The organism is Actinophytocola sp. (genome assembly GCF_036002505.1).
Classification (GTDB): Bacteria; Actinomycetota; Actinomycetes; order Mycobacteriales; family Pseudonocardiaceae; genus DASYTH01.
On sequence record NZ_DASYTH010000095.1, the window covers coordinates 49,675 to 62,960 of the forward strand.

General features: G+C 69.9%; 13 protein-coding genes. 8 read left to right on the plus strand and 5 right to left on the minus strand.

The genetic code is table 11. The features are described 5' to 3' along the window. Positions 1-20: 20 nt before the first annotated feature. From VGR06_RS07480 to VGR06_RS07490, 3 genes are all read right to left on the minus strand, one after another. A complete protein-coding gene (locus VGR06_RS07480; protein WP_327558229.1) occupies positions 21-824 on the minus strand; it encodes a zf-HC2 domain-containing protein in 804 nt (267 codons plus the stop codon). Beyond that, on the minus strand, positions 821-1,321 hold the full coding sequence (locus VGR06_RS07485; protein WP_327558240.1) for an RNA polymerase sigma factor: 501 nt from the start codon (positions 1,319-1,321) through the stop codon (positions 821-823). The genes VGR06_RS07480 and VGR06_RS07485 overlap by 4 nt, the downstream gene beginning before the upstream one ends. A gap of 837 nt (positions 1,322-2,158) precedes the next feature. Continuing rightward, a complete protein-coding gene (locus VGR06_RS07490; RefSeq protein WP_327558230.1) occupies positions 2,159-2,704 on the minus strand; it encodes a hypothetical protein in 546 nt (181 codons plus the stop codon). Between the two features lie 500 nt (positions 2,705-3,204). Between VGR06_RS07490 and VGR06_RS07495 the strand changes: the two genes are divergently transcribed. The 7 genes from VGR06_RS07495 to pqqE all read left to right on the plus strand — a co-directional run bounded on the left by VGR06_RS07495 (position 3,205) and on the right by pqqE (position 11,184). After that, positions 3,205-4,572: a DNA-binding protein gene (locus VGR06_RS07495; RefSeq protein WP_327558231.1), complete on the plus strand. Its 1,368-nt coding sequence runs from the start codon at positions 3,205-3,207 to the stop codon at positions 4,570-4,572. Beyond that, positions 4,572-6,713, plus strand: coding sequence for a catalase/peroxidase HPI (gene katG, locus VGR06_RS07500; RefSeq protein WP_327558232.1), 2,142 nt, complete (start codon positions 4,572-4,574; stop codon positions 6,711-6,713). Before VGR06_RS07495 ends, katG begins: the two co-directional genes overlap by 1 nt. 125 nt (positions 6,714-6,838) lie before the next feature. Then, positions 6,839-7,300 carry an MSMEG_3727 family PQQ-associated protein gene (locus tag VGR06_RS07505; RefSeq protein ID WP_327558233.1) on the plus strand — a complete coding sequence of 154 codons (462 nt, stop codon included), beginning with the start codon at positions 6,839-6,841 and terminating at the stop codon, positions 7,298-7,300. 13 nt (positions 7,301-7,313) lie between these two features. Continuing rightward, positions 7,314-8,999, plus strand: a complete 1,686-nt coding sequence (locus VGR06_RS07510) for a PQQ-dependent dehydrogenase, methanol/ethanol family (RefSeq protein WP_327558234.1) — start codon at positions 7,314-7,316, stop codon at positions 8,997-8,999. 21 nt (positions 9,000-9,020) lie between these two features. Next, positions 9,021-9,116, plus strand: a complete 96-nt coding sequence (pqqA, locus tag VGR06_RS07515) for a pyrroloquinoline quinone precursor peptide PqqA (protein ID WP_327558235.1) — start codon at positions 9,021-9,023, stop codon at positions 9,114-9,116. A 239-nt stretch (positions 9,117-9,355) separates the two neighbouring features. Further along, on the plus strand, positions 9,356-10,063 hold the full coding sequence (gene pqqC / locus VGR06_RS07520) for a pyrroloquinoline-quinone synthase PqqC (RefSeq protein ID WP_414637182.1): 708 nt from the start codon (positions 9,356-9,358) through the stop codon (positions 10,061-10,063). Positions 10,064-10,068: 5 nt separating this feature from the next. After that, the gene (pqqE, locus tag VGR06_RS07525; RefSeq protein WP_327558241.1) at positions 10,069-11,184 is read left to right on the plus strand and encodes a pyrroloquinoline quinone biosynthesis protein PqqE; all 1,116 of its coding nucleotides are present in this window, start codon (positions 10,069-10,071) and stop codon (positions 11,182-11,184) included. Here the strand turns inward: pqqE and VGR06_RS07530 are convergent. After that, a complete protein-coding gene (locus VGR06_RS07530) occupies positions 11,144-11,683 on the minus strand; it encodes a manganese efflux pump MntP family protein (RefSeq protein ID WP_327558237.1) in 540 nt (179 codons plus the stop codon). The two genes, pqqE and VGR06_RS07530, sit on opposite strands and share 41 nt — an antisense overlap. A 216-nt stretch (positions 11,684-11,899) precedes the next feature. Between VGR06_RS07530 and VGR06_RS07535 the strand changes: the two genes are divergently transcribed. After that, complete coding sequence (locus tag VGR06_RS07535) at positions 11,900-13,132, plus strand: amidohydrolase family protein (RefSeq protein WP_327558238.1); 1,233 nt, start codon at positions 11,900-11,902, stop codon at positions 13,130-13,132. Positions 13,133-13,151: 19 nt separating this feature from the next. Here VGR06_RS07535 and VGR06_RS07540 read toward each other — a convergent pair whose 3' ends face one another. Further along, positions 13,152-13,271 (minus strand): DUF397 domain-containing protein, encoded by a 120-nt coding sequence (locus VGR06_RS07540; RefSeq protein ID WP_327558242.1) that lies wholly within the window; start codon positions 13,269-13,271, stop codon positions 13,152-13,154. Positions 13,272-13,286: the final 15 nt, after the last annotated feature.

The window sequence follows — 13,286 nt, forward strand, 5'->3', positions numbered from 1 at the left end:
CATTCGTTCCCTCCTCGTTGTTATCGCCCGCTCGTCAGCCCGGTATAGGCCTCGCGCCGCACCACCAGCACGACCGCGACCAATGCGGTGAGCCCGGCCCATACCGGCAGGCTGGCCGGCTCCAGCAGCACCGTCGGCGTAAAGGTGATCAGGCTCGGCGCGACCACGGCCGCCACCCACAGCGCGACGAGCCCGGTCGCCGCCCGGTGCAGGCCGGCCACCTCGCCCAGCGCCAGCGCGCCGAGGGTGAACGCCAAGCTCGGCAGCAGCCAGCGCGCCGGCGAGGTCCCCACCAATGCGCCGGCCCCGGCCAGGATCGGGATCACCACCACCAGCACCGCGAGCGTGCGCCGCAGAACCAGGTACAGGCCCGCCTTCGGGCTGGCCACCACCAGCTCGTAGCCCGGGTCCAGGCCGCGGGACCAGGCCGCGGCCACCCCCAGCAGCGGCGCGACCGGTGCCAGCAGCAGCACCAGCGACGGGTACGGACCGGCAGCAAGCTTGTTGGCCAGGTCCAGTCCCAACGCGGTCAGCACCATTGCGGCGGTCATGATCAGCCGGGGCAGCAGGGCGGGCGCGGTCCGCCAGATCATCCTTCGCCGCACCGGCATCTGCGCGCCGGGCGACACCTGGCGATCGAGGTTCACCCGGACCCGGTCCACCAGGGCCACCGTGTCCGGACCGATTACCTGGCCAAGGAGATCCCGGCAGTCCGCGCAGGACTCCACATGCGACTCGACCGCCCACAGCACGTCCACGTCGATCCCGGTTTCGCCCGCCGCGTAAGCGTTCAGCAGCCGCGCGGACACGTGGTTCGTCGTCATGACAGCGCCTCCCGCAGCGCGATCCGTGCCCGCCGCGCCCTTGTCTTCACTGTTCCCTCCGGAACCCCAAGCAGCACAGCGGTTTCCCGCACCGTCAACCCGTCCAGCACCATCGCCTGCAGCACCTGCCGCAGCTCCGGCGCCAGCCGCCGCAACGCCGCCCCCATCTCGTCCCCGACCGTGTCCCGCAGCACCAACTCCTCCGCAGCCGGGACGATCTGCTCCGGCAACACGGGAAGCTGGCTTTCCCTGGCCCGCCGCCGGAACGCGTCGACCAGCCGGCGCGCCGCGATGGTCCACAGCCAGCCCACCGCGCTGCCGCCGGTGGCGGCTCCGGCGAACGCCGCGGCCGCCCGCCACACCGCGAGGTAGGTCTCCTGCATCACCTCGGCGACCAGCTCGTCATCCGCACACCGCCGGCGCAGCCGCACCGCCAGCCACGGCGCCGTCCGCCGGTACAGCTCGTCGAACGCCGCCCGGTCACCCCGGGCGATCATCCGGACAAGCCCTTCCTCGTCCACATACAGCAAGACGACGACGCCCGACACACGGGTTCTCGCCGCCATATGACCTGCATCACACTGGGGGACCGTTATGGCAAAGTCCACCAGTCGGCCGGCACCCTTTCCTGGATATCGGTCGGTCTTCTCCGGCTGCGGGGTGGCGGTGGGCCGCCGGTCCTGTCGGTGACGACATTGTGTCGGCGGCGTGGCCTATCCGCGGTCGAAGCACGCACCGGACCCCGAGGAGTCGGGGGTGCGACGCATGACCGGTGCCGAACGCGCGGCCGGGCACTCCGCAACACCGTGGGCCCTCTTAACCAGCCTGCTGGTGTTGCGGTACTCAGGCTCAATGGCAGGAACTTGAGGCTTGATGTGAGCGTGGGCCTTGGTGCGCCGGTCGGCTGTTTGTGTGTCGGTGATCTGTGCTGATCGTCTTACCGGTCGTGCGGTTGGCGCAGTGCCGGACCGGTGCCGGGTAGGACCGGACCGGGCCATGGTCGCTGTTGGGTGGGGTTCTTTCGGAGGGGGTTGTGGTTTTTGATCGGGTGGTCGGGGTTGGTGTGACAGGTGGGGCTGGTGGGGTACCGGCCAGTGTCATGAAGGACGCCCTCAGGACGTTCAATGACAGGAAGGGTCCCTTCACGACACCAGGCTCTACCACTGAAGAATCTCTCGTCACAACAGCACCAACAGTCACATCGCAGTGGTGCCGAGCCGCCGCCAGCCGGCCAACGACCGGTAACTCCCTCCAGCAGAGCCACACCCATCGCCGTTCGGCAACCAAACACTGATCAGGCCAGCGCCCAGTGGCCCTTAAGGGATTGCAGATGATTAAAGCGTTGGGTTGTTCTTGTTAGTGGGTGTGATGTTGGCGGCGGTCAGGTAGTTGTTGAACTCGGCCAGGGCGGCGAGGGGGGTGGCTGGTGTGACGACGTCTTTGACTTGTTGGAGGATCGGGCTGGTTTCCCGGATTACCTTGTTGATCGTGGTCGTGGTGACCTCGAACAGTTCTGCGATGTCCTTGGCGGGTAAGGAGAATCGCTGTCGGATGAGGGTCGCGGCGACTCGGTCGCCGAGGGTGGGGACCGGGCGGCGGCCGGGTCCGGGGGCGGCTTGTCCGGCTGCGCCGCGTCGTTCGTGCAGGACGTTTTCCCGTTGTGTGTTGCGGGGCTTGGCCAGCCGGGTGAGCAGGGTGTCCCAGTCGGTCGGTGACAGGCCGGTCAAGGCGGGGTGAGTCAGCCACGGCACATAGCCTTGGTCGAACGATTCCGGTGTCTCCAGCAGCCCGGCGGCGAACGCGGCCTTGTACTCGGCTTCGCTGATCTTTCCGTCGGCGTCGGCATCGGCGACCGTGGCAAGGTGCTGCCACAACTCCATCGGCAACTGCGTGAGCCGTTGCCGAGCCGGCGCGTCCGGGGCGAGGCCGAACTCCTCACCGGTCCGCCTCACCGCCAGCTCGAAGTCCTCCCGCGCAGTGGGGTGCGATGAATGCGTCATTCACCGCACTCAGTGCGCTGAATGACGCATTCACCGCACCATCCTGGACGTCGCCCAGCGCCTCACCGCTCCCACCGACCCCCTGGGTCACACCAGCCCCGCTCCTCCGCCAGCTGAGATCGACAACTTCCTCCCGAGGAGCGGTACCTAGGCCGAAGTCGCTCTAGCCCTGCCGCAACTTCGGCCTAGGGTGGGAGTGCCGGTTTGTGACACAGCCTGGAACGAGTGACGGAGCAGGAAGACGCGCGACGCGGTGCCCAGTCCGCTGAGGCCCGGCCGGGACGAGCGGCGACCGGTGTGGACCGCGCGTACGGCATCGGGCGTTGGGGATGGACCAAGGGCGGTTCTCCACCATGAGGGATGTACATCGGCTTGAGCCCATGTCGGCGAACCCGGGCAGCGGCACCGTGCTCGCGGCATGGGAACGGTTCGTGCAGGGTGACGATCAGGTCCCGGGGGTCCGGCCCCTGGTGGCGACCTCCTGGCATCGCTGCCGCGAGCAGTACCGGGTCGACCCGCTCCTCACCGAGGTTCCGGTCGCGGTCGCGGAGCTCGACCATACGCCCGAGCACGACGTCGTGTTCGCTGAGCTGGGTTTTCGGGCCGCCTCCGTGGCACATGAGGTGGGCAACCTCGGCGGGGTGGTCACCGTCACCGACGCCACCGGCCGGATCCTGGCCGAGTGGGGTGACCAGGCCACGCTCGCCAGGGCCAGTGACGCCAATCTGGCGCCCTGGTTCTGCTGGTCCGAGTGCGCGGCCGGGACGAACGGCATGGGCACGGCGCTCGAGGCGCACGGCCCGGTCTCGATCAGGGGCGCGGAGCACTGGTGCCAGGCGTTCCACAACTGGGTCTGCGCGGGCATCGCGGTGCGGGACGTGGTGACCAGGGAGCCGATCGCGGTCCTGAACATCTCCTGCTGGCGCAGCCACCTTCCGGCGTCCGCGGGAAGCTGGCTGGCGAACGCGGGAACCATGACCCAGTACACGCTGAAGCGGCGCGCCCGGGACAGCGGCGCCGAGTTGGTCGCGGCCTACACCCAGGCCAGGGCACGCTCCAGCGCGGGGCTCGCCGCGGTGGACACCGCGGGCAAGGTGGTGATCGCCGACGACATGGCAAGCGTGCTCCTGGGCGTCCCGGCATCCACCCCGGCGGTCGACCCCACGCTGCGCTGGAACCCCGGGCTGCCGGAGCTGATCGCGGCCGCCCGGTATGCCAGCAGGCAGGCAGCCCACAACCCTGACTGGGTCGGCTCGACGCAGATCTTCACCCACCTCTCCGACGAGCCGACCTCGATCAGCATCCGACCCGTCTTCAGCTCCGGACGCCTGATCGGGAACCTGGTCTCGTTCGGCGCCTCCGACGGTGCGCCGTTGCCCGAGACGGAACGGTCCGCGCACCCCCGGGGGGAGCCGCGCCGGCTGGTCGCGATGCGCGACAACCGGATCGTGCTGCTGCGGCTACCGGAAGTCTCCTTCGCGGAATCGCACGGAAACGACGTGTGGCTCGCCACCGACCAGGGGCGATTGCGAGCCGCCTCACCGAGCCTGGACAAGCTCGACGGCGAGCTGGCGGAGGTCGGCTTCCTGCGGGTGCACCGCCGGTATGTGGTCAACCTCAGCCGAGTCCGGGAGATCGAGCGCGGGCTCAAGGGCGAGCTGTCTCTGGTCATGGACGACCGGACGAACGAGATGGTGCCGGTTTCCCGGCGGAACGCGCCGGCCGTGCGCCGCGCGCTGCACATCTGATGAACAGGGAGGGCGCGAGCAACCGGGACTGGTGGCCGAACCAGGTCGACCTGACGGTCCTCCGGAAACACCCCGCCGCGGCCGACCCCATGGGTGCGGACTTCGGCTACGCCGCGGAGTTCCGGACGCTCGACCTCGACGCCCTGGCCAGGGACGTCGACGCGGCGCTGACGACCTCGCAGGAGTGGTGGCCGGCCGACTTCGGCCACTACGGGCCGCTGGTGATCCGGATGGTGTGGCACTGCGCCGGGACGTACCGCGTCGTCGACGGCCGGGGTGGCCCGGCCGCCGGCATGCAGCGCTTCGCGCCGCTGAACAGCTGGCCGGACAATCGCAACCTCGACAAGGCCCGTCGGCTGCTCTGGCCGGTGAAGAAGAAGTACGGCCGCAAGATTTCCTGGGCCGACCTGATGGTCTTCGCGGGCAACCGCGCCCTGGAGACGATGGGCCTCACGACGTTCGGCTTCGGCGGCGGCCGGGCCGACGTCTGGGAGCCCGGCGAGGACATCTTCTGGGGTTCCGAGCGCGCCTGGCTCGGCGACGAACGCCACGGCGGCGTCCGGGAGCTGGCGAACCCGCTGGCCGCCGTCCAGATGGGCCTCATCTACGTCAACCCGGAGGGCCCGAACACCGTCCCGGACCCGCTCACCGCGGCCCGGGACATCCGGGAGACGTTCCGGCGCATGGGGATGAACGACGAGGAGACCGTCGCACTGATCGCGGGCGGCCACACGTTCGGCAAGACCCACGGCGCGGCCGACCCGGACAAGTTCCTCGGCCCCGAACCGGAGGGCGCTCCCCTCGAGGAGCAGGGCCTGGGCTGGAAGAGCAGCTACGGCACCGGAAAGGGCGCGGACGCCATCTCCAGCGGGCTCGAGGGGACGTGGACACCCACGCCGACGAGGTGGGACAACAGCTTCCTCGAGACCCTGTTCGGCTACGAGTGGGACCTGGAGCTGAGCCCCGCCGGTCTGTGGCAGTGGATCCCGAGAGACGGCGGCGGCACCGGCACCGTGCCGGACGCCCACGACCCGTCGAAGACACACGCCCCGACAATTCTGACGACGGATCTCGCGCTGCGGCTGGACCCGGGCTACGAACCGATCTCGCGGCACTTCCGGTCGAACCCGGACCAGTTCGCGGACACGTTCGCCCGGGTCTGGTTCAAGCTGACGCACCTCGACCTGGGCCCGGTCCAGCGCTACCTCGGCCCGCTGGTTCCCCGGGAGACGCTGCTCTGGCAGGACCCGATCCCCGCCGTGGACCACGAGCTCGTCGGGGCCGCGGACATCGCCGTGCTCAAGAGCCGGATCCTCGGCTCGGGGCTGTCGGTCTCCCAGCTCGTCTCCACCGCCTGGGCGTCGGCCTCGACGTTCCGCGTCAGCGACAAGCGCGGCGGCGCCAACGGGGCGCGCATCCGCCTCGAGCCGCAGCGCGGCTGGCAGGTCAACGACCCGGACACCCTCGCAACGGTGCTGCGCACGCTGGAGGACATCCGGGCGTCCTTCGGTGCCGGCGGCAAGAGAATCTCGCTGGCCGACCTCATCGTGCTCGGCGGATGTGCCGCGGTCGAGCGGGCCGCCCAGGCCGCCGGCCACGACATCGAGGTCCCCTTCACCCCGGGACGCATGGACGCGTCGCAGGAGTGGACCGACGTGGAGTTCTTCGCCGCGCTCGAGCCGGCCGCGGACGGGTTCCGCAACTATCACCGGAAAAACGGCAACCCGGCGCCGCCGGAGCACCTGCTGGTCGACCGGGCGAACCTGCTGAACCTGACCGCGCCCGAGATGACCGTCCTGGTGGGGGGCCTGCGGGTGCTGGGCGCGAACTCCGGGCGGTCCCCGCTGGGCGTGCTCACCTCGACCCCCGGGTCGCTGACCAACGACTTCTTCGTGAACCTGCTCGACCTGGGCACGACCTGGACGGCGTGCGCGGACGGGAAGACGTTCGAAGGCAGCGACCGCGCCACGGGTGAGGTCAGGTGGACCGCCAGCCGCGTCGACCTCGTGTTCGGCTCGAACTCCGAGCTGCGGGCGCTCGCCGAGGTCTACGCGAGCGACGACGCACCGGAGAAGTTCGTGCACGACTTCGTGGCCGCGTGGGACAAGGTCATGAACCTCGACCGGTACGACCTCGCCTGATCGGCGGCAAATCGGGTACGAGCGGTAGCTGGTGGCGGACGAACGGCAGCGCCCGGACGACTGCGCGCTCGTGTGCTTTCTTGTACCAGGCACATACAGGAACCTCGCCGAGGAGGTGAGCCCCGATGACGATCGCGCAGGAGCGAGAAGACCTGCTGAACCAGCTCGGGTTGAACGCGCAGAACAGAGCGGCACTGGGGGCGGTGCTGGGGACCGGACGCGTTGGGCAGGCCACGGAGGAAACCGATGGTCGAATGAAGGCGACAATCCGGATCCGGCCCGATGAGATCTGCTGGGACCCCTCGATTCTGGTCATGCCCCATGGCGGCGATATCGAGCTCGAACTCATCAATGACGACCTGAACACGCACTGTGCGCTCCTGCCGAGCAATGGGGACAGAAAGTTCATCTGGCTGGTGAACCATTCGAAAGGAAAGGCGACCCTCAACCTCGACGGCCCGGGCTACTACTGGTTCAGCTCGCCCACGGGCAACGACGAAGGCCGGGGACTGACCGGCGCCATCGTCGTGCTGGGAGACGTCCCGCCGGAGGCCCGCCTCGACCGTCCCGACCAGCCGCGGCCCTAGATTGGAGCAGGCAATGACCGTCGAATACGTGGACGCGGGCGAGGCCATCGACCAGGGGCTACTGAGCGGCAAGACCGGAACCGCGCCGCCGGTAGTCTCCGGCGTCACCTACGAGCGCATTCTCGACGCCCGCTCGGAGCCGGAGAACTGGCTCACCTACTACGGCGCCTACAACGGGCAGCGGTACAGCCCGCTGGACCAGATCAACACCGGGAACGTCAAGCGCATCGGACCCGCCTGGATGTTCCAGGCCGGCACCAGCGGCATGATCGCGGGCGCGTCGACGTACGCGTTCGAGGCCGCTCCGATCGTGGTGGACGGGGTCATGTTCCTGTCCGGCTGGGACGGCTGGCTCTGGGCCCTCGACGCGAAAACCGGTCAGGAGTTCTGGCGGTACAAGCACGCGGTCCCCTACGACGTGTCGCTGTGCTGCGGGAACGTGAACCGTGGCGTCGCCGTGGCCAAGGGGAAGGTCTTCATGGTCACCGGGAACGCCCACGTGATCGCCCTCGACGCCGCCACCGGCAAGAAGGTCTGGGACAAGACCTACGGAGACGTGCGGGCCGGAGAGAGCGCCACGGTCGCTCCGCTGGTCGTGAAGAACATGGTCATCGTCGGGAGCTCCGGTGGGGAGTTCGGGGTGCGCGGGCACATGGACGCCTTCGACCTCGACACGGGCGAGCACCAGTGGCGTTGCTACATGGTGCCCAAGCCCGGGGAGCCCGGCTCCGAGACCTGGCCCGCCGACGGCGAGGCCTGGGCACGGGGTGGCGCGAACTGCTGGATCACCAGCACCTTCGACCCGGAGACGAACCTGCTGTACGTGGGCACCGGCAACCCGGCGCCCGACTTCGACGGAGGCGTGCGCGAGGGCGACAACCTCTACACCGACAGCATCGTCGCGGTGGACGTCGACGCCGGCCAGATTCGCTGGCACTACCAGTGCACCCCGCACGACCTGTGGGACTACGACAGCATCGGGGAATGCATCCTGTTCGAGTCGGACGGGCGCAAACTGCTCGGGCACTTCGACAAGAACGGCTACTTCTTCGTCGTGGACCGCACGAATGGCGCATTGGTCCAGATCACCCCCTTCGTGGACCGGATCGACTGGGGGGCGATCACGAGGGACGGCCAGGTGACGCCCCGGCGTTACCCGGACAAGGAAGGCGAACCGGTCCACTTCTTCCCCGGACCGGCCGGTGCCAAGGAATGGACGCACGCGGCCTACAGCCCGAAGACCGGGCTCTTCTACGTCCCGGTCCAGGATGTCGGGGCGACGGCGACCCGGCGGCGCCGGGAGTTCAAGGAGAGCATCCCGTACTGGGGCGCGGGCGTTCAGGTGGACGCCGACAACATGACCGGGTCGGTCAGCGCGTTCGACGCCAGCGGCGAGGAGAAGTGGCGCTGGCGCAACGAGATTCCGATGTGCGCCTCGGTGCTGGCCACGGGCGGCGACCTGGTGTTCGCCGGTGAGCCGTCGGGCGAGTTCAACGCGCTCGACGCCCGGACCGGGGAGCTGCTGTGGCAGTTCCAGTGCGGAAGCGGCCACCACAGCAGCCCGACCACCTACATGGTCGACGGCCGGCAGTACGTCGCCGTGCCGGTCGGCTGGGGCGGCTGGATCGAGGGGTTCCTCCCCGGCATGCTCGGCGCCGGCCACGGCAGCGCGCTGATCGTGTTCGCCCTCCCGGAGTAGTGCCAGAGAGGAGGTGGATCCATGGAGTCTGAGCTCGCCGTCTGGGAGACGCCCGAGTTCGAGGAGATCGGAGTCGCGCCTGAAGTGACCATGTACATCGCTCAACTGGAGGACTAGCGGCTATGCCGTGAGATCAGGGCGACCGCCGTTTGTCAACGGATCGGTGGGCTCCCGGAAGGCGGGACATGGCTACGCAGAGCCGGAACATGACTACCGGAAGGCGGGACACGCCCGGCTGCCGACTTGCCGGCCGGCGTGTCCCGGCCTCGCGTAGCCGTGTCCCGGCCTCGCGTAGCTGTGTCCCGGGCTCGCGTAGCTGTGTCCCGGCCTGAGGGAAGGAAAGGGTGTGGGATGGCATGGAGGTGGCCGTGACGGCGACAACCACGAGAGCCGGCGACGGCTTCGTCGAGACGCTGCGGGCGCACTCGCGGCGCTACCACGACCAGCATCCGTTCCACGTCCGGATGAATGCCGGCCGGCTGAGCCGCCGGCAGATCCGGGGCTGGGTGGCCAACCGCTTCTACTACCAGGAGAACATCCCCCGCAAGGACGCGGCCATCCTCGCCAACTGTCCCGATCTCGAGGTCCGCCGCCGCTGGATCCGGCGGATCGTCGACCACGACGGCCAACACCCCGGGGAGGGCGGCATCGAGGCGTGGCTGCGCCTCGGCGAGGCCGCCGGGCTGACCCGCGAGGAGGTCCGGGACCACCGCCATCTGGTCCCCGGGGTGCGGTTCGCGGTCGACGCCTACGTGAACTTCACCCGGACCCGCCCGTGGGTGGAGGCGGTGGCCTCCTCGCTCACCGAGCTGTTCGCCCCCGACCTGATGGCGGAGCGGCTGGCCGCGTTCGAGCGGTGGTACCCGTGGATCGACCCGGAGGGCCTCGCCTACTTCCGCGCCCGCCTGGAGCAGGCCCCCCGGGACTGCGAGCACGCCCTCGAGGTGGTCACCGCGCACTGCCTGTCCGCCGAGTCCCAGGCGCGCGCCGTCGACGCGCTGTCGTTCAAGTGCGACGTCCTGTGGAGCCTGATGGACGCCATCGACTCGGCCTACCCGGAGTGACCACCATGGGCCCCTTCGGGTTGCTCGCCGAGCTCACCTACCGCTGCCCGCTGGCCTGCGCGTACTGCTCCAACCCGCTGAACCTGGCCGGCTACTCCGACGAGCTGGCCACCGGCGAGTGGCGGCGGGTGCTGGTCGAGGCCAGCGAGCTGGGGGTGCTGCAATGCCACTTCTCCGGCGGGGAACCGCTGCTGCGGCGCGACCTGGTGGAGATCGTGGCGGCCGCCCACGACCTTGGCCTCTACACCAACCTCGTGACCAGCGCCCTCGGGCTCTCCCGGTCGAGGGCCGGAGAGCTGCGGGCCGCCGGCCTGGACCACGTGCAGGTCAGCATCCAGGCCGACGAGCCGGGCATGTCCGACCGGATCGCCGGGATCCCGTCCTTCCGGCGCAAGATCGAGGCGATGGGCGTGGTCAAGGAGCTGGGCTGGCCGCTCACCGTGAACGTGGTGCTGCACCGGCACAACATCGACCGCGTCGCCGACGTGCTGGGGCTCGCCGAGGAGGTGGGCGCCGACCGGGTGGAGCTGGCCAACACCCAGTATTACGGCTGGGCCTGGCGAAACCGGGACGCGCTGCTGCCGAGCCGGGCCCAGCTCGAGGCGGCCGAGGTCGTCGTGCGGGCCGCCCGCGAGCGGTTGCGGGACCGCATGGACGTCATCTACGTGATCTCCGACTACTACAGCCGCTACCCGAAGCCCTGCATGGGTGGCTGGGCTTCCCGGCAGCTGACCGTGACGCCGAACGGCGACGTCCTGCCCTGCCCGGCCGCCCATTCCCTGCCGTTGCCGCGGGCCAGCGTGCGGGCGGACCCGCTGGCGCGGATCTGGGCCGAGTCCCCGGTGATGACCGCGTTCCGAGGGACGGACTGGATGCCGGATCCCTGCGGGGGCTGCGACCGGCGGGAGCTGGACTTCGGCGGCTGCCGGTGCCAGGCGTTCCTGCTCACCGGCGACGCCGCCCGCACCGACCCGGTCTGCCACCTGTCCCCCGACCACCACCTGGTCGCCGAGGCGGTCCGGGCCGCCAACGCCGGCCCACCGGCCGACGATCTTCCGCTGACCCCCCGCCCGCACCGGGTCAGCCGCCGAACACCGACGGCAGTGCCACCGCGGCGATGATCAGGGTGATCCCGCTCAGCAGGTCCGGGCGGATCCGGACGAGGCGCGCCGCGGCCCGCCCGAGCTGCAGCCCGACCAGCGACAGCACCGCCGTCATGAGGCCGAAGACGGTGGCCGAGAGCCACGGCGAGAGCCCGAGGATCCCCAGGCTCGCCCCGGCGAACAGGTTGTCCAGGCTCAGCGTCAACGGGATGCCGAACAGCGCCCACGGGTGGTCCAGCTCGTCCGGCTCGGGATTCCGGAGGGCCGAGATGACGAGGAAGAGACCGTACCCGCCGAGCGCGGCCGCGCCCACCACGTCGGCGACGTCCCCGACGGACTCCCCGACCTGGCGCCCGATCAGCAGCCCGACCAGGGGCATGATCGCGTCCCACAGCCCGAAGGTCAGCGCGACCTGCACCGCGCGCTTCACACCGAATGGCACGGTGCCGAGCGCGATCGAGACCCGGAAATTGTCGAGACTGAGCACGAAAGCGAGGACCAGTATTTCCCAGATCATGGCGACGTCGCTGCCCGATGACAACCGGCGCAGGCAGGAACGAATCGGTCACGGCTAGCATCCGCCATAGTTGTCGATAATATCTCAGAGGGTCCGCGAAATAAACCCGAAAGACCCGGAGGATGAATCGCGGAACCTCGCCATTGTCGTTCGCCTTTTCACCATTCGACCGCCATTCGGTGGTACTCTCCGGCGCCGGCGAACGAAGGAGGAGGAATGGACGAATACTGGATCACCGGTGCCCGGGTCGTCGACGGCACCGGTGCCGACCCGCGCGACCAGGTCGCCATCGGTGTGCGCGACGGGCGGATCATGGCGCTGGGTCGCGCGCCGTCCGGCGCGAGCACCGTCGACGCGAGCGGCTTGACCATCACCCCCGGCCTGATCGACGCTCACGTGCACCTGGGTCTGTCCAGCGACATCAACCCCAGTCTGCGCCGGGAGCTCTCGATCGCCGAGCTCGCCGCCGGCATGTTCAACAACTGCGCCGAGACCCTGGCCGGCGGCTTCACGACGGTACGCGACACCGGCGGCATCGACGGCGGCCTCGCCGGTGTGGTCGCGAAGGGTCTGGTCGCCGGCCCGCGCATCCTGCAGTGCGGCCCGGTCCACTGCCAGACCGGCGGCCACGGGCACTTCGCCGCCGCCTGGGAGCCCACCGGAGACTGGCACCTGCACGAGCTGCCCGGGTTGCGGTCCCTGGCCCTGCTGTCGGACGGTCCACACGAGATGCGCCGGAACGTCCGGGAGGCGTTCCGCCGGGGCGCGGACTTCCTCAAGTTGTGCGTGACCGGCGGCGTGGTGTCCACGCACGACAAGCTCACCGACACCCAGTTCACCGTCGAGGAGATCGCCGTCGCGGTACAGGAGGCGCGGGCCCGCCACACCTACGTCACCGTGCACGCGCACAACAACGCCGGCATCCGCAACGCCGTCACCGCCGGGGTTCGCTGCGTCGAGCACGGCACGGAGATCGACGAGCCGACCGCCGCACTGCTCGCCGAGCACGACGTCGCCCTGGTACCGACCTTCGCCACGGCCTACGCGCTGGCCGCGGACTCCACCGCGGCCGGACTCGGCGCACACATCAGGGAGCGGGTCGGGGCGATCATCCAGGGCCAGACCGACGGGCTGCTCGCCGCGCGCGCCGCCGGGGTCCGCGTCGGCCTCGGCTCCGACCTGATCGGCCCGGTCCAGGCCGGCCGCGGCCGCGAGCTGGTGTTGCGCGCCGCCATCGAGACCCCGATGCTCGCGCTCGAGTCGGCCACCAGGATCAACGCGGAGATCCTCGGCGTCGCCGACGAGATCGGCACCATCGAGGTGGGCAAACGCGCCGACCTCACCGCGTTCACCGCCGACCCGCTGGACAACCCCGAGGTGTTCGGCGACCGCGCGGCCGTCGCGCTCGTCATCAAGGACGGCCGCCTGGTGCGGGATGCCCGCTCCTGAGTGCCCACCGCCCGGCCGCTCAGCGCCCTTCGCCGACCGCGGCCAGCAGCGCACCGAACGCGGCCCGGCCGAAGGTCAACTGGCCGCCGCCCGGGTTCTTGGAATCCCGCACACCCGTTGCGGTGTCGGTGATCCGCACTTGGACGCAGTTGTC

Bases quoted from the DNA above. Each gene is read 5' to 3' on its own strand.
- VGR06_RS07530 (WP_327558237.1), bottom strand. From the start codon at position 11,683: ATGATCTGGGAAATACTGGTCCTCGCTTTCGTGCTCAGTCTCGACAAT.
- VGR06_RS07490 (WP_327558230.1), bottom strand. From the start codon at position 2,704: ATGGAGTTGTGGCAGCACCTTGCCACGGTCGCCGATGCCGACGCCGAC.
- VGR06_RS07485 (WP_327558240.1), bottom strand. From the start codon at position 1,321: ATGATCGCCCGGGGTGACCGGGCGGCGTTCGACGAGCTGTACCGGCGG.
- pqqE (WP_327558241.1), top strand. From the start codon at position 10,069: ATGGGCCCCTTCGGGTTGCTCGCCGAGCTCACCTACCGCTGCCCGCTG.
- VGR06_RS07510 (WP_327558234.1), top strand. From the start codon at position 7,314: ATGACCGTCGAATACGTGGACGCGGGCGAGGCCATCGACCAGGGGCTA.
- VGR06_RS07480 (WP_327558229.1), bottom strand. From the start codon at position 824: ATGACGACGAACCACGTGTCCGCGCGGCTGCTGAACGCTTACGCGGCG.
- pqqA (WP_327558235.1), top strand. From the start codon at position 9,021: ATGGAGTCTGAGCTCGCCGTCTGGGAGACGCCCGAGTTCGAGGAGATC.
- VGR06_RS07505 (WP_327558233.1), top strand. From the start codon at position 6,839: ATGACGATCGCGCAGGAGCGAGAAGACCTGCTGAACCAGCTCGGGTTG.
- pqqC (WP_414637182.1), top strand. From the start codon at position 9,356: ATGGAGGTGGCCGTGACGGCGACAACCACGAGAGCCGGCGACGGCTTC.
- katG (WP_327558232.1), top strand. From the start codon at position 4,572: ATGAACAGGGAGGGCGCGAGCAACCGGGACTGGTGGCCGAACCAGGTC.
- VGR06_RS07535 (WP_327558238.1), top strand. From the start codon at position 11,900: ATGGACGAATACTGGATCACCGGTGCCCGGGTCGTCGACGGCACCGGT.
- VGR06_RS07495 (WP_327558231.1), top strand. From the start codon at position 3,205: ATGTCGGCGAACCCGGGCAGCGGCACCGTGCTCGCGGCATGGGAACGG.